Genomic DNA, 19,692 nt, shown 5'->3' with positions numbered 1-19,692 from the left:
CGGCTTCTATCGGGCGAGTTAAGTGAAGGTGCGTTGGGTCCGCTGATGAGCTGACCACTCAACCAGAGATAGCTTCAAATAAATCCGGTTCAGCGGCGTTAGTGGTTGTTGTGATGTGGTCAATCATTAAATGGTGCGTTAATCTGCTAATCGAACCTCCGTTCGGCGACGACCGCAATGAGGACACCAAACCAGACATTTGGACTGGACAAGGCATGCCCGCTCAGCGCCTGGTCCTTGGCATTGATGTCAGGATGTCTGGCAGCGCGCTAAGCTTTATTTGAGCTTACGTTTCCCAAGGTGGCTTTGCGCCAATCTCTGCGATCAAAAAATCAATAAACACCCGCACTTTTGGGGACAGCACGTTGGACTTGGGATAGATCAGCCACAAGACATTGTCTTCACTGGCCTCAAAGTTTGGAAGAACCCGTATCAAACGACCTGACTTCAGTTGGTCATGCACGCTCCATAGAGCGTTCAAGGAAATACCGGCTCCGGCCAGCGTGGCGCGGACCTGGCTTTGACCGTCATCGATAATCAATTGGCCTTTGGCTGATGCGGGATCGAAAATGGCGTTCTTGCCCGCCGGTCCTGTCAATGGCCGCGGTTGGCGGTTTTGGAAAGCTATCAGATGATGGGTTTTCAGATCGTCAGGCGTCTTGGGCGTGCCGTATTCATCGAGATAATGCGGCGCGGCGCATAGAATACGGCGATCAACGGCCAGCTTTCGACCTTTTAAGCTGGTGTCGACAAGCGGCGCGTTCCTGAGTGCTAGATCATAGCTTCCCTCGATCAGGTCGAACTGCACATCCGACAGACGCAGATCGATTGTGAGATCGGGATGCTGTTTAAGAAACTCAGGAAGGATTGGCGCGATGTAGAGCTGTGCAAAACTGCTTGGCGCAGCAAAGCGCAACGTGCCCTTTATGGTTGTTGTCTGCTTGCCCAGAGCAGCAAGTGCGGCCTCTTCTTGCGCGATAATCTCGCGGGCGAAGGGCAGGAAGTCAGCACCTTCAACCGACAACGACACTTTGCGTGTTGTGCGATGTAACAGTTCGGAACCCAGGCTCTGCTCCAACTTCGCGAGTTTTGCGCTGGACACGGCCGGGGCCATACCCAATGCGCGCCCCGCCGCGCTTATGTTCAGCATTTCTGCTGCCCTGACAAACAATCGCAGCGCATCTGTATCAAGCCCCATTATATCGCAAACCCGAATTATCATTCCATCAATGAGCAGTTTATATGCAATTGGATTGACGTTAAATCCCTTCCATCGATGCAACACAGCATACGAAGGAGGCGCATATGACGCGAACAGCCACAGTCAACTACCACGTTCACAAGCCGCACCGGCAAGCTTTTGAACTGGATGCCGGCGGGATTGCTGGAAACCTGGTTTCCCCCAAACTAGCCTCCACGGCTGTTGCACTGGAGGACGCCCGCGCAGCGGCCAACTCCGTTACATTTGCGTCTGATGCTGTTGAATTCACGACGCTGGAAACGCAGGTTCGGGGCTTTGCTGGTGCCGCATGGAAATCGATATACGATGCCGAGTTGACAGCGATGCTGTCGGACAGGCTGGGCGCACGCGAGGTTGTGGTTTTTGACCATACGGTTCGGACAGATGACCCGAGTGCGACGCGCAAACCTGCGCGCAACGTTCACAGTGACTACAGCAAGGACGGAGCCGAACAGCGGCTTGTCGACCTGTTGGGTGCCGATGTCGCATCGGAATGGGCGCAAGGTCACTTTGCATTTATTAATGTGTGGCGTCCCGTGGAGCATCCGATCAATTCAGCGCCGCTTGGCTTTGTTCGCCCGTCATCGGTTGACGCGTCTGACTGGATCCTGCTGGATCTGATCTATCCTGACCGCAAAGGGCAAATCATGGGGCTGGTGGGAAACCCCAAGCATGATTGGATCTATCAATCCAAGATGACACCGGATGAGGTCGCGATTTTCAATATCTATGACAATCAAGGACTACCTTCGATTGCGCATAGCGCGCTCGATATGGTCGAAGATTCAAGCATCTCCACCATTCGCAAAAGCATCGAGAGCCGCACCTTGGTGCGCTACTAGTGGGGTCCCGAGATGTTGGATAAAATTCAGCCTAACGAGTTTACCCAGATCAACGTGGCTTATAACCGGGTGTTCCGTCCCGAGCGCTTGAGCATTGGCCTTGTGCTGCCGCTTGAGGCATACGCAGTCGGCGCAGAGCCGACGCTGCGCGGTCATCTGGAGGCGGCTCAAAAGGCCGAGGAACTTGGGTTTGCGGCACTTTGGCTGCGCGACGTCCCGTTCAATGTGCCAAACTTCGGTGACCCGGGACAGGTTTTCGATCCATTTGTCTATCTGGGTGCTCTGGCAACAGCAACAGACCGGATTGCGCTTGGAACGTCGAGTGTCATCCTGCCATTGCGTCACCCCGCGCATGTGGCCAAGGCAGCGGCGACGACCGATGTGCTCTCGGGCGGACGGTTGCTGTTGGGCGTTGCTTCAGGTGACCGCCCCGAGGAATACCCGGCGATGAACCACAGCTTTGACGACCGAGGGGCGCGTTTCCGCGACAGCGTTGAGTATATCCGCGCAGTGGGGTCCGATTATCCGGAACATGAAAACGCGCAGGGCAAACTGGGTGGCGGGATTGACCTATTGCCCAAACCGCATGGCACGCGTCTGCCGATGCTTATTACCGGCGGTAGCCAGCAATCCCCTGATTGGGTGGCACGGAACGGCGACGGTTGGATGACCTATCCGCGCAATGCGTCTGCCCAGGGGCAGGTCATAGCGGATTACCGACGACGCGTTAGGGAGGCGGGCCAACTGGATAAGCCCGTCATGCAATCGCTTTATGTCGATATCGTGGACGACCCCGCTGCGCCTCCGCGCCCGATCCATCTTGGGTTTCAGTCTGGCTCCGACTTCCTTCGCAGCTATCTTCGCGAGATTGAAACGCTTGGGGTCAATCACGTCGCGCTGAACCTCAGGTTCAATCAAGCGCCTATCGACGCAACCCTTGAACACTTGGCAGACACTGTGCTGCCTGACTTTTCGTAAAGGATCAGACCGATGACCAAGACCATTCTCATTACAGGTTCAACTGACGGCATTGGTTTGCTGACGGCCAAGAAGCTGGCCTCTGACGGGCACAACGTGCTGTTGCATGGCCGCAGTATACCCAAACTGGAGAGCGCAGCTGCCGAAGTCGGTGAAAATGTCGAAACCTATGCCGCTGATCTGAGCGACCTGTCCGCGGTGCAGGGACTGGCTGAGAACGTGCGGGCGAAACATGACAGGTTGGATGTTTTGATCAACAACGCGGGTGTGCTGAAAGCCCCGCAATCGGTGCTTGAGAATGGGCAGGACATCCGCTTCGTCGTGAACACGCTTGCACCTTATCTGCTGACCGAGTTGCTGCTGCCTATCATTCCTGCTGACGGGCGCGTCGTGAACCTGTCATCGGCGGCGCAGGCCCCGGTGAACATCCGAGCCATGCAGGGCAGTGTTCCGCTGGCGGATATGGAAGCCTATGCCCAGAGCAAGCTGGCCATCACCATATGGACCCGGGAATGGGCCAAATCGCAATCCGATGCGCCTGTCATGGTCGCGGTAAATCCTGGATCGCTTTTGGCCTCAAAGATGGTGAAGGAAGGCTTTGGCTTGGCTGGGAACGATATGAACATCGGCGCTGATATCTTGATTGATGCGGCATTAGGTGAGCGGTTCGCTGATGCGTCGGGCGCCTATTTTGACAATGACAGTGGTGCATTCTCAGATCCACACGCATCAGCACTCGACAAAGGCCACGCCGCCGACGTCATGAACACCATCAAAGAATTGGTTAACCAGACCAACTGATCCGCGCGGCGCTAAAACGCCACGAACTTCCACCTTTAACACCCCCTGACCCCTCACGCGTGCTGCGTCGAGGCCCTAGAAAGGACTGCCTGATGAAATACGAGAGCTTTCAAACCTTTGACATAGCCGTTGAGAACGGCATCGCCACAGTGACATTCAACTTTGGCTCTGTGAACGTGCAAGGCCAGGAAATGCTGACCGATCTCAACAGTCTGGCCATGCGCTTAGAGCGAGACCGCGACACCAAGGTCGTAATCTTTCAATCTGCAAACCCGGAAATCTGGGTCTGCCACTACGACACCGAACTGCTCAAGGACATGTCGACTGAGGCCGTATCCCGCGAGGATGCACGGCTTTTGGATCTACAGTCGGTTTGCGAGCGGATCAGCAAGGTGCCGCAGGCCACAATCGCAAAGCTGGAAGGGTTTGCACGCGGTGGTGGACATGAGTTGGCGTTGGCGCTCGACATGCGGTTTGCCGCGCGGGGCAAGTACAAGTTCATGCAGATGGAGGTCGGAATGGGCATCCTGCCCTGTGGCGGCGGCGCCTCGCGCATGGCGCGCCAAACAGGCCTTGGAAAAGCGCTTGAGATCATTTTGAGCGCGCAAGACTTCGATGCGGATGATGCCGAGCGTCTGGGCACTATCAACAAGGCTTTGGAGCCGGATGAAATTGGCGCTTATGTGACCGCACTGGCCGAACGGATCGCACAGTTCCCGGCAGAGTCGATCAATGCCTGCAAACAGATGGTCTATGAATCGATCGACAAACCAATTGATGAAGCGCTGAAAGCCGAAGCCTATTGGCTTTATCAGGCCACCAGCAAAACTCCGGCCGTCAAACGGTTCACCATCGCGGATGAACAAGGTTTGGAACACGACATCGAAAACCAGCGCAAATGGGGCGATCTGGTGATGCAGGTGCAGGACATCAACTGACCACCCCAAAGACAATGATCTCGTCAGGCGTGCGTGACTTCCACGTAGGCCTGACACCATGTTCACAAAAGGAAAATCTCAATGAAAGCAATGGTTCTCAACTCTTACGGACCCGATGCGCTGTTCGAGCTTGCTGAAATACCCGACCCTGTCGCGACTTCTGGACATGTGGTCGTCAAAGTGGCCGCGACCAGCGTCAACACCGTCGACACAATGATCCGAAGCATGGGCGCGGACCTGCCTCTGTCCCCCCAATTGCCCGCCGTGCTTGGCATGGATTTCGCTGGCACGGTCGTTGCGATTGGCGACGGTGTGACAGGTTTTGCGATAGGCGATGAGGTGTACGGTTGTTCTGGTGGATTGATGGATCTCACGGGCGCTTTGGCAGAGCACATTAACGCAGATGCGCGCCTGATTGCCCACAAACCCAAGACGCTGAGCATGCGGGAAGCCGCAGCGCTGCCTCTCGTCGGCATCACCGCCTACGAAGGGCTGACCCGCGCCGGTGTTGGCGAAGGGCAGACTATATTGGTTCAAGGCGGCGCAGGTGGCGTTGGTCATGTCGCCGTTCAAATAGCCCGCCACCTTGGCGCGGCCGTGTCCGCAACAGGTCGTGGTGCAGATCAGTTGGCCTTGATCGAGGGTCTTGGTGCGCGTCCCTTGGATTTCACAACGGAAACAGTCGAGGACTACGTTGCCGAGCATACTGATGGCGTAGGCTTTGATGTGGTGTTTGACAGCGTTGGTGGGCCAAACATGACAAACTCTTTCGCCGCGGCCAAGCTCAATGGTCATGTTGCCACGACGGTCGCGATGGTCGAGATTGATTTGACGCCTGTGCATTTCAAGGGCCTGTCTTTGCATGTCGTCTTCATGCTGATTCCGATGATGCACGATGTTGGGCGGCAAACCCATGGAGACATCTTGCGGTCGTTGGCAGATCTGGGGATGCTGGCAGGCTCAAGCCAATTGTCGACGAACAGAAGTTTGGGTGGGACAATGTCGATGCCGCCTATGCGCATCTGACTCATGGAGGTGCGGTCGGAAAAGTCGTTGTGGAACTATGATCTGATCCGGTTGGGCTTAGTGCGCGCATAATGACCTTGCGCACCAACTCAGTTTGAGTTGCAATTGATGTCGTCTGTAGGTCGTGAGCGCGTTTTCGGTTTGGTACAACTCAGTATGGTCGTTTTGAACGGAATATAACAGCAATCCGATCCAAGACTAGTTTGTTTGCGCTTCGTGACGGCTGCTCTGCCGCGTCGAGCAACTCTTCCATTCGGGTGCGTACTTCAGAGAGCGTCATCGACGGCTGCTGCTCAAAGAAACCATAAATGGCGTCGATACCCAGATAGTCCGGGATCTCTCGCTGATCAGCACTTCGCTGGCTGACATCCTTTTTGGCTTCAATCCAGAATAAATCGAGTTCCTGGGCCCAAGATTCTGCGAGTTTTTCTAGATATGGCAGCGTCAGGTGCCCGAACCGGTTGTAGCCTTGGTTTTTTGAGGGGCCGGACGCGAGAAACCTTTCCAATGACTCCAAGAGTGAAACTGTTCGCTCGGGTCGGATTAGCCCCCAGACGGCAACGGCAATTGAAACGCAAGTTTTGTACACTGTATCGGGTGAATGCCATAACGCCATCTGATCCAAATTGTGCCTAGAACAGGAGGTCCTCAACGAGCTGTGAGATCAATTGGCTTTTGCCAGACACTCCCGCCTTTCTGTAAATCGCAGTACATTGAGCCTTAACGGTTCCAATTCGGGTTTGCCTCAGATTGGCGATCTCAGCCATAGACATCCCTTTCAGAACAAGCCACGCGATCTCTGTTTCCGCGCCAGTCAGGCCGAGCTTTTCGAAATACGCCTCTACTACTGTTGTGAACTCGCCGGACGTGATCCGGCGGGCGGTTTCGGCCCGGTGTGTCGCTTTTTGGGCCACGAGCGCAAGCCGGACACCCAGAAATGCACCAAGTATCAGCCCGATACTGGCGCCCGCTTCGACAAGCTCTCGCACATTCCAACGTAGCGGAACCGATGGGATGCCCAAAATAGATGCCAGAATTTCCCACAGGAAATAAGCACCACACAGGCACTGGATAAGGACAAGGGTCCAAACGACCCATGCGTGGTTCATCATGCGCGGCACCGTGCGCTGGTAAATTCTGTTTCAGCAGGTTCTCTCATGTTGGATTACCCACCGTTTTTTCCTTTACCGCCTTGTCCGCCACCCCCTTTGGGACCGCCATGCGCATTTGGTTCGCTCGGCTGGGAAGGTTTGTCTGGTTTGTTGGCTGGCGGTGCAGGGCGCCGGTCGCCATGTGATTTCTTCGAGAAACTTTGGTCTCGCAAAACCTCTCCGGATGTACGGTTCAACACCACCTCGCGCAGCTCATTCTGATCACTCGCGGTGATGACGATGCGGCCCAGCCAAGACCGTTTTACTTCCTCGACCGTGTAACCTTCGGCCTCAATCCGCGCGATGACGTCATCCGCAACGGATACCTGAGCCTGCGCCGGCGAGTGCAAGAGCATGACCACCGCAAAACTTGCGAGGATAGGTGATCTAAACATCATAAAGTTCCCGTACCTTTGCAATTTGGCTAAGGGGTTACCGCGCACCGTGTCAACCGGTGCGCGGTGGCTTTATGTTACCCGCGAGGACCGCCCCGACCGCCGTGGCCGCCACGACCTTCGCCGCCGCGATCTCCACGACCTTCGCCACTGCCGCCCCTTTCGCCAGAGTCAACCGTCTCGGTGCCGGAATCCGGATTTCGGCCTGCATCGTCACGCCCGCCGCGACCTGCTGGGACCCCTTGTTCGGCCAGTTGATCGCCGATGTTCCGCCGATCTTCGGGACTCAAGCTTGAGTGGTCGATATCCCCCAGCGCCACGGTTTCGCCGGTTGAAGGGTCGACGACTTCAACCTCTGAAATGTCGAGGGCGTTCCGATCACCGCCTCGGGGCTGGACTCCCTGTTCTTTCAGCTGATCCCGAATATCGGCACGTTCTTCCTCGGACAATGCTTCGAAATCCACTTCCGAAAGCTCGACGGTTTCCCCTGTACTCGGGTCAACAACCGAAATGCTTTGGGCAAGTAGCGGCTGGAACGACACTGCGGTGATCAGGGCTGCAAGGATCAACGGGCTGTGAGGGAGTGAGAGAGTACGCATGTTTAGTCTTCCTGTTTGTAAGATTTAGCGCGGCTTGGATTGGTGCCGTGAAGCCTAGATGCAGTGAAAACATCGATTGGAATACTGGACGCGAGCCTGATTTTTGGCGGTATAAGCTAAAGTCATAAAAGCGCCCAGCATGGCCGAAATGCTCAAAATTGGCGCGTTCATAAGGCGTTCTTCACGATGAGATTTTCGGTGTCAAAGGTCTATATGATTTTGGCTTAGAACGTCCTTTCGCAGCCTGAGTACAATGGCTTTCTGATCGGAAAACATGTCACCCAAGTCCCTTCAGCCGTCACTACAAAACGAACCTCGCGACCAAGAAGTGGACACGATATGCGACCAAGCACCCTGAGCTTCATAATGGCAAGCCTGATGCCTTTGTCGGCCTATGCTGAGGAGGAACCTGCGCCCGTCGATCAGCACGAATTATCGCGCATGATACAGAACGGAGAGGCAACCAAGGCGTTTCTAGAGGCCTTCGAGGCAGGGGATGAACTGACCGAGTTCAGCTTTGACGCAGCGCGCGGGGTCGGTGCCAATATCGGCGAAGGTCGTCGTTTTACGCGCATTCCCCGGGCTGATCTCGCCGACCCATCGGAGTGGGCTTCGCATTTTCCAAAGCGCGAAGGAGGGGCTAACGCGACATCGTGTATTGCCTGTCACAACGCGCCGATTGCCAATGGGGCGGGTGACGTTGCAATGAACGTTCTTGTGGATCCTGCGCATACGGGCGACGCAGCCAGATATCTTGAGAGAAATACACTCCCCTTGTTTGCGCTTGGTATCCCTCAGCGGCTTGCAGAAGAAATTAGCACGGACCTATATCAACAGCGTGATGCAGCCCATCAGGTTGCCTGTAATTCGGGTCGCGCCTCAGTTCAGTTAGAGTCCAAGGGCGTTGACTTTGGAACGTTGACACTGACGCGTATTTCGCAAGACCCTTGTTCCGTCGACACGGATTCCAGTGGGTTGAGTGGTATAGACCCGGACCTCGTGATCAAACCGTTTGGATGGAAGGGTAATCATGCAACGATCAGAGCATTCACCAGGAATGCTGCGCACAATGAACTGGGATTACAGGCCGTCGAGCTTGTCGGAGATCAGGATGGCGATTTCGATGGTGTGGTGAATGAGTTGACCGTCGGCGACGTAACGGCTCTTACAGTATACATGGCAGCCCTCGAACGGCCGGTAACCAAGATTGAACTGGCCGATCTGGGTTTGATCGACCTTTCTGGATCCGAAAGAACCAGTATTCTGGCAGGAGAGGCGCTTTTTGCTCAAATCGGCTGCACCAGTTGTCACATGCCAGCGATGAGCCTTCGGGACGCAATGTTTAAAGAACCCAGCGAGATTCCGGGTTTCTACGATGCCAGGTTTCCAGATGGATCTGACCCGAATATTCGTGGACTGAACGTCGCCAGTGCAATCAAATTCAATCTGGCCGGAGATCAGCCCAACAACTCGATTAAGCTGCTGGACGGTTCAGTCCACCATCTAGGTGCAATAGCGCGGAATGCCGAAGGTGAGCCAGTGGCCCGATGGTACACAGACTTCAAACGACACGATATGGGTTCCGACTTGGCAGATCCCGATGACCCTCTTGGGTTGGGGGCTTCTATGTTTCTGACGCGATCACTGGCGGGTGTCGGAGCAACTGGACCCTGGCTGCACGATGGTCGGGCGACCACTCTGCAAGAGGCAATTGTGAGTCATGCGGGTGAAGCCTCAGACAGCGCCACTGCCTACAACCACCTCAGCGAAAGTGAACAAACAAAAATCATCGCCTTTCTGGAGAATCTAACTATTTACAAGACAGTCGAAGAATAGTTGCTGGTTGAGAAAAGTAGAACGGCAGATTTGGCCGGTGCCGATTGAATTCTAGTTGCCTGAATACTGCGCGTTGAGTGAATATCTGGAACGCGGGCATTGATCGCTCTATGAGAGTGTGACGGCCCGCGTCATTAGATTTCAATAGCTTCTGCAATCACAAGCGCGTCTTCCAACTCAGCGTCCAGATACCTAATTGTACTGACCATTTTCGCATAACCTAGCAGAAGTTAAACCGTACGTAAGTTGCCACGCTTCTTGGTTATACCGCAAACTTTTGGAGCGAACGACTGGTTTGGCGGTCCGCACAGCAGAAAAGACGCCCATCGGCCAACGGCAGGTATGGGCCGGACATTGAGCTTGAACCATGATTAACTAATCAGCTTCCTGAAAGCGGCCATTCCGACATTTGCAACATTTCCTTTGCTTCGATGGCCGAGATGGGAACATGTCTGCCGTCCTGTTAAGCGAGCAGTACACTTCGCAGTGCATCTTCCCAGAGAGTTTACAGGGGCTTGCGTGCCCAGTACATGCTGCCTTTCGCCAACAGAAGTCTGGGTTTAAGCAATGACGCTCGGTGGAGCGCCTCAGAGATCGAACGCCTGACGATTTCGAGGCGCATATGGAGTGCCAGAACGGTAAGGCCTATAAGGCTATCCAGCGCCTTGGCACTACACTGTTGATTCATCGCGCTGACCAGTCAGATGATCCGAGCTAAGTGGGCCGTGCTCGCGCGTGCATGAATGCAAAGGGCATCATCCGTAAAGAATTCCAGTGACTTCTATAACGTGCTCTCTAAACTCCGGGCAGTTGTTAGTCAGAATTGACGTGGGAGTTTGGGCTCAGTTGGGCGACAAAAAGGCATCAGGGACCCCGATAAGTCCCGCGCCATCATCTGCGCCAAGTTCGGAGTTAAGCGCAGCTGATCAACAGGCGCGGTTCGAAGCCACCGCTCAGGTGATGCAGGCGATCTCTGTGACCAAGGACGACGTTCAGCCGGTTTGCGATCTGATTGTTGCGCTTGCCAAAGACCTTTGCGACGCTGTTTTTGCTGGTCTGGTTCTTGGACAGGAAGGCGACGCACTTCAGCGGCTCGTGGCCAGTGTTAACCTGCACCCTGACATTCAGCAGCTCTGGCGCGACGGCAAATACACGATGGAGCCGGGCAATTCTCTGGTGACTGAAACAATCCTCAACGGCGAGACCAAACGTGTTGTGGATATGGGAGACACTGAATTCCACAAGTCCGGCGATGAGCGGTTCAAGCTGATTGTCGACAAGCATGGGTGCCGCAGTAATCTGTTTGTTCCTCTAAAGGTGGATGGCGGTGCAATCGGATGCTTGATGTTGGCGCGAGACGAGGTGCGGCCCTACACCGACGATCAGGTCAAGCTCGTCGAAACCTTTGCCGCCCAAGCGGTAATCGCCATTGAGAATGTGCGCCAATTCCGCGAATTGCAGATCCGCCTGGCACGCGAAGGCGCCACGCGTGAAGTTCTTGAGACAATTAGCCAATCACGAGAAGATGAGACGCCGGTGTTCCAGACCATCCTGGAAAACACCGCCCGGCTTTGCGAAACAGATGTCGCCACATTGAGCCTTTTGAATGAGGCAGGAACCCACCTTGAGTATGCGGCCCATTTCGGTGATCAGTTGGCGACCTACGAGGTAGGCGTAGATCGCTGGTCGCTGGACTCATATCTCCAGATTGCGGAGTCAGTGCGCGAGGCAAGCGTCATTCACAATGTCGATTTGCGCCTGACTGACCAGTATATCAAAGGCGACCCATGGCGCCGTCAACTTGTAGACGAAGAAGGTGTCCGGTCATTTCTGACGGTCCCACTAATGTCGGCAGATGGAACGCCCGTGGGCGTCATCGGCATTTACCGACGTGAGGTTCGGGCCTTTACAGAGGACGAGATTTCTCTGGTTGAGGGCTTTGCCGCCCAGGCCGTGATCGCCTTGGACAACACGCGACAATTGAATGAGTTGCACACGCAATTAGAGCGTCAGACGGCAACACAGGAAATTCTAACGGCCATTAGCCAAAGCCGTGATGACGATGCGCGCGTCTTTGACACAGTGCTTCAACAAGCCACTAAGGTTTGTGGCGCAGATCAGGCTGCGCTTGTCTTGATCAATAAAGCTGGAACCCACGGCCGTTTGGCTGCGAATTGGGGGCATCAGAAAACCGAATTTGATATCGGACAGGAATGGCTAATCGAAGGATCGGTTACCGTTGCCACGGCGATACGGACAGGTCAGGTTGTTCGCGTGGATGATCTGGTTGAAACGGACTTTTTCCGCTCAGGGCATCCTACAGCCATAAAGATGGTCGAAGTTGAAGGCATTCGATCACGCGTTGCGGTTCCCCTGATGCAAGGAGATCAGGCCATTGGTGCCATCGCGGTCAGCCGCCGGGAGGTCCGACCATTTGCTGACCCTGACGTGCAGTTGATTGAAGAATTTGCCAAACATGCAGTCATTGCCATCGAAAACACGCGTCAGTTTCGCGAAGTACAGGAACGGCTTGAACGGGAAGAAGCGTCGCGCGAAATCCTCGAAGTCATCAGCCGCAGTCGCGATGACGATAGCCCTGTCTTCAATAGCATACTCGAAAATGCCAGCCGTTTGTGCAAAGCGCCGCTGGCCTTTCTGTGTGTCGCCGATCACGAACGTGGCCTTGCAACAATTCCGGCCAATATCGGTGCGCGAACGGATTTTGATGAGGCCCTGAAGGGGTTCGTGGAGCCCTTGACCCGTACGGAACTCGTTGCAATCCGCCCTATGATCGATGGCCAGGTCATCCGGCAAGACGATATAGCAGATGATCCGCTTTATTATCGGGATCGCGATCCAAAACGGGTTCAGATGGTTGAAGTCGAAGGGGCTCGCTCGGTCCTTGCGGTGCCGTTGATGAAAGACGACACGGGTCTTGGGGTGATCGTTCTCTATCGCCGTGAAGTTTCGCCATTTTCGGATGATGATGTCGCTCTGGTCCAAACCTTTGCGGCCCAAGCCGTGATCGCAATGGATAACGTACGCCAGTTCCGAGAGGTGCAGGACCGTACCGCGGATGTCACGCAAGCCTTGGAGTATCAGACTTCAACATCCGAAGTGCTGCGTGTGATCTCAGCGTCTCCCAATCAACTGTCGCCCGTTCTGGACGCCATTCTTAAAGAAGCGTCGCGCATCTGCGAATTGCAGGATGCCTATGTCGCGATGCTGAACCCGGACGATGGGCTTTTTCATGTGCACTCGACGCTCACACAGGACACGGCCTTTACAGAATACGTCAAAGCTCACCCGATTTCGCCAACGGAGAACGGTGTAAGTGGACGTGCGATCTTGTCGAAACGCACAAGCTATGTCGAAGATGTCGAAGCGGATGACACCTACACCTGGTTGGAAGAAAGCGGCGTAGGTGATTACAAATCATTGCTTGGACTTCCGCTTGTCAAAAACGGCGAAGTCGTAGGCGTTATCTCTCTTGGGGCGCCAGTGGTCTTGGGTTTTTCCGCCAAACAGATCAAACTGCTGGAAACTTTTGCGGATCAGGCCGTTATCGCGATTACCAACGCAAACCTTTTCCACGAGTTGGAGGAGCGGACAGAAGAAGTCACGCAGGCACTGGAGTATCAAACTGCCACTTCAGACGTATTGTCGGTGATTTCGCGATCTCCGAATGAGCTGGAGCCGGTGCTGAAGGAGATACTGAAAGTCGCCAGCCGGATTTGCGAGCCAAAATATGCGGCAATCTCGATTCTGAATCCCCAAGACAACCTTTACCATACTGACATCATGCTCGACTTTGACAGTGATTTCATGAAGTTCATGAAGGCACACCCAGTGCCGGCAGGTCATGGGAGCGGTATTGGCCAAACAGCTGCACGCGGCGAAACAGTCTACTACGAGGACACTGAAGCTAACGAATACGCCTGGAAGGAAGCCGCACGTATTGGCAAGTATCGCTCGCTTCTGGGTGTCCCATTGGTCAAGGATAAGGTCGTGGTCGGTGTGATCGTGCTCTGCCACGACAAAGTCGCACCATTCGATTCAAAACAAATCGCCCTCTTGGAAACGTTCGCGGCCCAAGCTGTAATTGCGATCAACAACACCCGGTTGTTTGAAGAAGTCCAGGCCCGTACCGCCGAAGTTGAAGAAGCGCTGGTGCGCGAACAAGCAAGTGCAGAAGTTCTGCATATTATCAACGAAGCGACTTCCAATTTGCAGCCGGTGTTTGACCTTATCGTCAAAAAATCAGCCGAACTCAGCCGCGCGCGGTTCTGCGTGTTGGATCAATATAAAAACGACAAATTCTATTACTGTGCGCAACACGGATTTCCGTTGGAGTTGTTTTCGGAGCTGATGTCGGATTACCCGGTCTCTGATACAGAAGGGCACATGTCGGCTTTTGTTGTCGAAGCAGGTGCCCCGGTTCAAATCGAAGATGCACAGAAATCGACGTACTACGCCCCGGAGTTCGCCGCAGCTGTTGGATGGCGTCGTATGCTGGGCGTGCCAATCAAGGCAGGCGGCAAAGTGTGGGGCTGCATCAACCTTGGCTGGCCAGGCACAGAAGAACCAGCACCTGAAACAATCGAGTTGGTCCAAAGTTTCGCTGCCCAAGCGAGTATCGCCATCGAAAATGTCCGTTTGATGCAAGAAACTCAGGCTCGCACCGCGGAAGTCGAAGAGGCGTTGAAGTACCAGACAGCCACGTCTGAAGTGCTCGGCGTCATATCCCGCTCACCGAACGATCTTCCACCGGTTTTGGACGCCATCCTGGAGGTTTCGTCGCGTATCTGTTCACCGGAATACGCGTTCTTTGCAATGAAGGATGCTGACGATGGCCTTTACCGCGTGGCCATGTCCCACAATGTCAGTGGTGCTTTTCTCAAATTCCTGTCCGATAACCCTATCGCGCCAGAGGAAGGTTCTTGCATCGGGCGCACGGCCTTGCACGGCAAGACGGTTTATATAAAAGACACCCGTAGGGATCCGACTTACACATGGAAAAAAGCGGCTGAGATCGGGGACTACCTAACCACCCTTGGTGTCCCCTTGGTCAGCAATGGCGTAACTGTTGGCGTTATTGTTATGGCGCATCGGCAGGCAGCAGCGTTTAGCGACAAACAAGTCAGCCTGCTGGAAACTTTCGCGTCCCAGGCCGTAATCGCCATCAACAATACGCGACTGTTCAAAGAAGTGCAGGCCCGCACTGCAGAAGTTGAAGAGGCATTGGGGTATCAGAAAGCCACATCCGAAGTGCTTGAGGTGATTTCCCGTTCCCCTGACGCTTTAGAGCCGGTTTTGGAAGCGTTGGTGGCGGTTTCGTCGCGCATCTGCCGCCTGCAAGATGCTTTTGTGGCGCTTAAGAAACCCGAGGACGGAAAATTTCATTTCTTTGCCGGGCACAATCTCACAGAGAGTTTTGTCAAATTTCTCGAGTCGCATCCATTTGAACCGGGGGAAACGTCGGCGACCGCCCGGGCGCTTTTATATGGGCGCGCCGATTACGTTGAGGATACTCAAGCGGACCCTAATTATGATCCAGTCCTTAGGACCAACTTGCATGGATACAGGTCGGTTCTCTCTGTACCTTTGATACGCGACGGTGACACGATAGGTGTCATCAGTATGGGCAGCCAAAATAAAGCCGCCTTTGAGGACAAGCAAATCAAGCAGATGGAGACCTTTGCCTCGCAGGCGATCATAGCGATTCAAAACTCTCAATTGTTCAACGATACGCAAGTCGCACTCTCTCGCCAAACGGCAAGTGCGGATGTCCTCAGAGTGATCTCGGAATCCCCGACAGATACCAAACCGGTTTTTGAGAAGATTGTCGGACTGGCTACGGCTCTTATCGATTGCGACTTGTCGATTGCCATGCAGGCTAACAAAACTGAATACTGGCAAGTGGCGGCCGCAACTCCGGATGGTTTAGAGGAAATCACTTGGACTGAGCGCCTGCCAATTGATCCCGACGACAACCTGCCATCCCGCGTCATCCAGAGAGGCAAGACGCTGCAATTGGATGACTCGCGCTTTGAGGAACTATCTCCGCGGGACACGGAAATCGTCGAGCGGCAAGGATTCAAGTCGTTCTTGATGGTACCCTTGATGCGAGGGAAAGACTGTTTCGGCACTCTCGCCTTTATTCGGAAAACGTCGAAGGCTTTCAGTGATGACGAAGTAGCCATTGCCGAATCTTTCGCGGATCAGGCTATCATCGCGCTGGAAAACGTGCGTCTGTTCAATGAAACACAAGCATCATTGGCACGCCAAACCGCAAGTGCGGACATATTACGGGTGATCAGCCAGTCACCCGATGATATCAAACCTGTCTTTGAGGCTATTGCCAAAGCGGGTGTGCGGTTGGTCTCGTCCGATATGGTTGCAGCCATGACTGCGCAAGACAACACGTTCGAGGTTCTTGCGAGGGTTACCGGAGAAGGCGTGGAAGCCCTGGAAGGGAACCAGAGCTTTCCCATCGATCCCGACCCTATGTCCAGCTTCCCGGCACAGGTTTTACACGAAAAAAAGATGCTCCACTTGCCAGATTGGGACGCGCTTGAGCTCTCGCCGTTCGAGCAGATCACATACGACAGGCACGGAATTCGGGCAGCTCTTTTACTTCCCCTCATGAAGGGTACGGCGTGTCTGGGTGTGCTGGTCTTTGCCCGACAAACGGCCGGCGTTTTCACCAAAGACGAGATCGACCTCGCGTTTTCATTCGCCGATCAGGCTGTGATTGCGATTGAGAACGTGCGCCTTTTCCGCGAGGTCGAAAAGGCCCGTGAGGTGGCCGAGACCGCTAACGAAGCAAAAAGCGCGTTCCTCGCCACCATGTCCCACGAAATCCGCACACCAATGAATGCCGTCATCGGGATGAGTGGGCTCTTGATGGATACAGAGTTAGATTCCGAGCAACGCGATTATGCCAACACGATCCGCGACAGTGGTGACGCACTACTGGGCATAATTAACGAAATCCTCGATTTCTCAAAAATCGAAGCCGGACAGATGGACATCGAGAACCATCCCTTTGATCTACGTGAGTGTATCGAAAGCGCGCTTGATCTGATCAGCAGTAGTGCCGCCGAGAAGCAGCTTGATCTGGCCTATGAGTTTGACGACGCTCTGCCCCTTGCAATCAGTGCTGACCTGACCCGGTTGCGGCAGATCCTGCTGAACCTGCTTTCCAACGCGGTGAAGTTCACCGAAAGCGGTGAAGTGGTTTTATCTGTTGAACAAACCGCCAGGAAACGCGGATCGATTGAGCTTACTTTCAAAGTCCGCGACACTGGAATTGGCCTGAGCGAAAAAGGGATGAGCCGTCTGTTCCAGTCCTTCAGTCAGGCAGATAGTTCAACAACCCGCAAATATGGCGGCACCGGACTCGGCCTGGCAATTTCCAAGCGTCTTGCGAAACTCATGGGCGGCACCATGTGGGCACAAAGTGACGGCGAAGGGCATGGCTCGACCTTTGTGTTTACGATCCGGGCCAAACCCTCCAAACCGGTCAAATCATCCTCGCGCGATCTGACGGGTGTTCAGTCCGAGCTTGAAGGCAAGCACATCCTTATGGTGGATGACAACGCCACCAACCGTAAAATCCTGTCGCTCCAGACCGAGAAATGGGGCACTCAAACTACTACCTGCGAAACCCCGTCCGATGCGCTGGCCACGCTCGAGAAGGCTAAAAAGTTCGATCTGGTCATTCTCGACATGCACATGCCAGAAATGGATGGCGAGGAACTTGCCCAGAAAATTCGGGCCAAGCATCCGGACTTGCCGCTGATCCTCTTTAGTTCTCTTGGTCCACGTGAAATTGACCTTGAAGACGGCCTCTTTGCTGCCAACCTCGCCAAGCCATTGCGTCAGTCGCATCTCTTCGACACTCTGGTCACTTTGTTTTCGACCGAAGATATCCCCGTGAAACCGACCAAGCCCGCAGACAAACCCCAGACCGATCCAGAGATGGCAAAACGCCACCCTCTGCGTATTCTGCTAGCTGAGGATAATCTGGTGAACCAGAAACTTGCGCTTCGCCTGCTGGAACAGATGGGCTATCGCGCTGATTTGGCCAGCAACGGCGCTGAGGCGGTCGAAAGTGTGAACCGGCAAACATACGATATCGTATTGATGGACGTGCAGATGCCCGAAATGGATGGGCTCGAAGCTTCACGCCGCATAAACAAAGATTTCCCCGAAGAAGACCGACCGCGTATAGTCGCCATGACTGCCAACGCCATGCAAGGCGACCGCGAGATGTGTTTGGATGCCGGGATGGACGACTACATCGCCAAACCGATACGCCTGCCTATTCTTATCGAAGCCCTTTTGAATGTTCCCAGAAAAAGCAAGTAATCCATGACAAACGGCCCAATTGATCTTGATATCTTCGCTGAACTCAAGGACGCGACTGGCGACGAATTCGCCGCCGAGCTTGTAAACACCTTTCTCGACGAAGCACCCGGCATGATTGCCGAATTGAAAGCGGCTGCCGACGTGTCCGATGCTGATGGATATCGCCGCGCGGCTCATTCCATTAAATCGAATGCAAACACCTTTGGTGCGACTGCACTGGCCGAGTTGGCCAGAAAAATCGAGCTCGGGGACATACCCGCGACTGGTGACCTTACAGATGCGAAAGCCCTGGAGGCCGCTTTCGCCAAAGCTGCTGTGGCCCTGCGGACCCTGAACAATGACTGATGCACCCGGCCATCTCCTCATCGTTGATGACAACAAAGTCAATCGGCTACTCCTGTCTCGCAACGTTGAACTGTTGGGGCACAAAGCCTCTGTCGCGGAGAACGGCCTCGTTGCGATGGAGATGTTGTCGAGTCAGTCTTATGACCTGCTTCTACTCGATATCGAAATGCCGGAAATGGACGGATTTCAGGTTCTGGAGGCAATCAATGCGGATCCCGACCTGCGCGAATTGCCGGTGATTGTGACTTCTTCGGTCGAAGGGCTCGACAATATTGTGCGCTGCATCGAGTTAGGCGCAGAAGACTACTTGCCCAAGCCGGTGAACAAGACGCTTCTCAGCGCCCGCGTCTCCAGCTGCCTTGAAAAAAAGCGACTGCGGGACGAACAAAGACGCCTTCTCGAACGCTTCGCAACCACCGAGGTTGCGCAAGACCTGCAAGAGTCTGGGTTTGCCATCGGTGGCAAACGTGCAAACGCATCGGTTCTTTTTTGCGACATTCGCGGTTTCACAGCCCTTTCAGAAAACTTAGCGCCCGAGGCAACAATTGATCTACTCAACACCTTCTACACGTTGATGTTCGAGGCGGTGACCAGCAATGGCGGCATTGTCAGCCTGATGCTGGGTGACGGGTTGATGGCTCTCTTCGGTGTTCCACAACCTCTGAACAATACTGCGCAAAGTGCTGTAGCTGCGGGGCATGAAATGCATAGCATGATAGAGATGCTGAATCATGACCGGCTCGCGGATGGAGAACGGGGTCTCAGGATCGGGATCGGTATCGCCACAGGCGAAGTCGTCGCGGGCTATGCCGGTACTGACAATCGGGCGACCTATACCTGTATCGGATCCGCAGTAAATCTCGCAGCCCGATTGGAAGCGGAAACCCAGAACACCGGAAGCCGGATTTTGGTTGATCAAGAGACCCTGGATCTGCTCGACGGAGTTGATATTCAGGAGACATTTGGCGGGAGCCAGATCAAGGGCTTCTCCGATCCATTGGACATTCACGCTTTGTGATTTTCCGACACGAGTATCGTTTCTCCGATATCATTTCCTGAAAGATCGCTTACTACTAAACTCCCCGTCGTCGCAGCCGCTCAATTTGGATTCGCGAACCCTATGCAAAGAGTACATGGAGCACCCCGATGCACGGCGACGTCCAAACGT

General features: G+C 54.4%; 14 protein-coding genes and 2 pseudogenes. 10 read left to right on the top strand and 6 right to left on the bottom strand.

All coding sequences use genetic code 11. The features are described from left to right. Positions 1-286 precede the first annotated feature (286 nt). Positions 287-1,198: a LysR family transcriptional regulator gene (locus D1823_RS15465; protein ID WP_117871515.1), complete on the bottom strand. Its 912-nt coding sequence runs from the start codon at positions 1,196-1,198 to the stop codon at positions 287-289. A 107-nt stretch (positions 1,199-1,305) separates the two neighbouring features. On the opposite strand from D1823_RS15465, the gene D1823_RS15460 reads away from it, so the two are divergent. From D1823_RS15460 to D1823_RS22145, 6 genes and pseudogenes are all read left to right on the top strand, one after another. Further along, positions 1,306-2,082: a CmcJ/NvfI family oxidoreductase gene (locus D1823_RS15460; RefSeq protein ID WP_117871513.1), complete on the top strand. Its 777-nt coding sequence runs from the start codon at positions 1,306-1,308 to the stop codon at positions 2,080-2,082. 12 nt (positions 2,083-2,094) lie between these two features. Continuing rightward, positions 2,095-3,060, top strand: a complete 966-nt coding sequence (locus tag D1823_RS15455) for an LLM class oxidoreductase (protein ID WP_117871511.1) — start codon at positions 2,095-2,097, stop codon at positions 3,058-3,060. 12 nt (positions 3,061-3,072) lie between these two features. Continuing rightward, a complete protein-coding gene (locus D1823_RS15450; protein ID WP_117871509.1) occupies positions 3,073-3,861 on the top strand; it encodes an SDR family NAD(P)-dependent oxidoreductase in 789 nt (262 codons plus the stop codon). A gap of 92 nt (positions 3,862-3,953) precedes the next feature. Further along, the gene (locus D1823_RS15445; protein WP_117871506.1) at positions 3,954-4,799 is read left to right on the top strand and encodes an enoyl-CoA hydratase/isomerase family protein; all 846 of its coding nucleotides are present in this window, start codon (positions 3,954-3,956) and stop codon (positions 4,797-4,799) included. An 81-nt stretch (positions 4,800-4,880) separates the two neighbouring features. Beyond that, positions 4,881-5,615: pseudogene (locus tag D1823_RS15440) on the top strand (alcohol dehydrogenase catalytic domain-containing protein); the annotation flags it as partial. 152 nt (positions 5,616-5,767) lie between these two features. Then, entirely contained in the window at positions 5,768-5,866 is a 99-nt protein-coding gene (locus D1823_RS22145; protein WP_254683839.1) for a hypothetical protein, read from the top strand. Between the two features lie 110 nt (positions 5,867-5,976). Here the strand turns inward: D1823_RS22145 and D1823_RS15435 are convergent, their stop codons facing one another. From D1823_RS15435 to D1823_RS15420, 4 genes are all read right to left on the bottom strand, one after another. Next, on the bottom strand, positions 5,977-6,333 hold the full coding sequence (locus D1823_RS15435; protein ID WP_254683746.1) for a hypothetical protein: 357 nt from the start codon (positions 6,331-6,333) through the stop codon (positions 5,977-5,979). A 124-nt stretch (positions 6,334-6,457) separates the two neighbouring features. After that, on the bottom strand, positions 6,458-6,937 hold the full coding sequence (locus D1823_RS15430; protein ID WP_117871504.1) for a helix-turn-helix transcriptional regulator: 480 nt from the start codon (positions 6,935-6,937) through the stop codon (positions 6,458-6,460). A 53-nt stretch (positions 6,938-6,990) separates the two neighbouring features. Further along, complete coding sequence (locus D1823_RS15425) at positions 6,991-7,371, bottom strand: PepSY domain-containing protein (protein ID WP_162896860.1); 381 nt, start codon at positions 7,369-7,371, stop codon at positions 6,991-6,993. 77 nt (positions 7,372-7,448) lie between these two features. Beyond that, positions 7,449-7,970, bottom strand: coding sequence for a hypothetical protein (locus D1823_RS15420; protein WP_117871500.1), 522 nt, complete (start codon positions 7,968-7,970; stop codon positions 7,449-7,451). A 366-nt stretch (positions 7,971-8,336) separates the two neighbouring features. On the opposite strand from D1823_RS15420, the gene D1823_RS15415 reads away from it, so the two are divergent. Next, a complete protein-coding gene (locus tag D1823_RS15415) occupies positions 8,337-9,806 on the top strand; it encodes a di-heme oxidoredictase family protein (protein ID WP_162896859.1) in 1,470 nt (489 codons plus the stop codon). A 134-nt stretch (positions 9,807-9,940) separates the two neighbouring features. On the opposite strand, the pseudogene D1823_RS22140 reads toward D1823_RS15415, so the two are convergent. Beyond that, positions 9,941-10,084: pseudogene (locus D1823_RS22140) on the bottom strand (integrase); the annotation flags it as partial. Positions 10,085-10,781: 697 nt separating this feature from the next. Here D1823_RS22140 and D1823_RS15410 point away from each other — a divergent pair. The 3 genes from D1823_RS15410 to D1823_RS15400 are packed head-to-tail and all read left to right on the top strand — an operon-like array spanning position 10,782 to position 19,542. Then, complete coding sequence (locus tag D1823_RS15410; protein ID WP_162896858.1) at positions 10,782-18,179, top strand: GAF domain-containing protein; 7,398 nt, start codon at positions 10,782-10,784, stop codon at positions 18,177-18,179. A gap of 3 nt (positions 18,180-18,182) precedes the next feature. After that, positions 18,183-18,524 carry an Hpt domain-containing protein gene (locus D1823_RS15405; RefSeq protein ID WP_117871494.1) on the top strand — a complete coding sequence of 114 codons (342 nt, stop codon included), beginning with the start codon at positions 18,183-18,185 and terminating at the stop codon, positions 18,522-18,524. After that, complete coding sequence (locus D1823_RS15400; protein WP_117871492.1) at positions 18,517-19,542, top strand: adenylate/guanylate cyclase domain-containing protein; 1,026 nt, start codon at positions 18,517-18,519, stop codon at positions 19,540-19,542. The genes D1823_RS15405 and D1823_RS15400 overlap by 8 nt, the downstream gene beginning before the upstream one ends. Positions 19,543-19,692: the final 150 nt, after the last annotated feature.

It is taken from the genome of Ruegeria sp. AD91A, assembly GCF_003443535.1.
Classification (GTDB): Bacteria; Pseudomonadota; Alphaproteobacteria; order Rhodobacterales; family Rhodobacteraceae; genus Ruegeria.
Note: the sequence above shows the minus strand (reverse complement) of the source record. Positions and strands in the feature narration are given on the sequence as shown.

Coding starts and splice junctions, on each gene's coding strand:
- D1823_RS15465 (WP_117871515.1), bottom strand. CDS start 1,198: ATGGGGCTTGATACAGATGCGCTGCGATTGTTTGTCAGGGCAGCAGAA.
- D1823_RS15415 (WP_162896859.1), top strand. CDS start 8,337: ATGGCAAGCCTGATGCCTTTGTCGGCCTATGCTGAGGAGGAACCTGCG.
- D1823_RS15450 (WP_117871509.1), top strand. CDS start 3,073: ATGACCAAGACCATTCTCATTACAGGTTCAACTGACGGCATTGGTTTG.
- D1823_RS15425 (WP_162896860.1), bottom strand. CDS start 7,371: ATGTTTAGATCACCTATCCTCGCAAGTTTTGCGGTGGTCATGCTCTTG.
- D1823_RS15420 (WP_117871500.1), bottom strand. CDS start 7,970: ATGCGTACTCTCTCACTCCCTCACAGCCCGTTGATCCTTGCAGCCCTG.
- D1823_RS15400 (WP_117871492.1), top strand. CDS start 18,517: ATGACTGATGCACCCGGCCATCTCCTCATCGTTGATGACAACAAAGTC.
- D1823_RS15430 (WP_117871504.1), bottom strand. CDS start 6,937: ATGATGAACCACGCATGGGTCGTTTGGACCCTTGTCCTTATCCAGTGC.
- D1823_RS15405 (WP_117871494.1), top strand. CDS start 18,183: ATGACAAACGGCCCAATTGATCTTGATATCTTCGCTGAACTCAAGGAC.
- D1823_RS15455 (WP_117871511.1), top strand. CDS start 2,095: ATGTTGGATAAAATTCAGCCTAACGAGTTTACCCAGATCAACGTGGCT.
- D1823_RS15460 (WP_117871513.1), top strand. CDS start 1,306: ATGACGCGAACAGCCACAGTCAACTACCACGTTCACAAGCCGCACCGG.
- D1823_RS15445 (WP_117871506.1), top strand. CDS start 3,954: ATGAAATACGAGAGCTTTCAAACCTTTGACATAGCCGTTGAGAACGGC.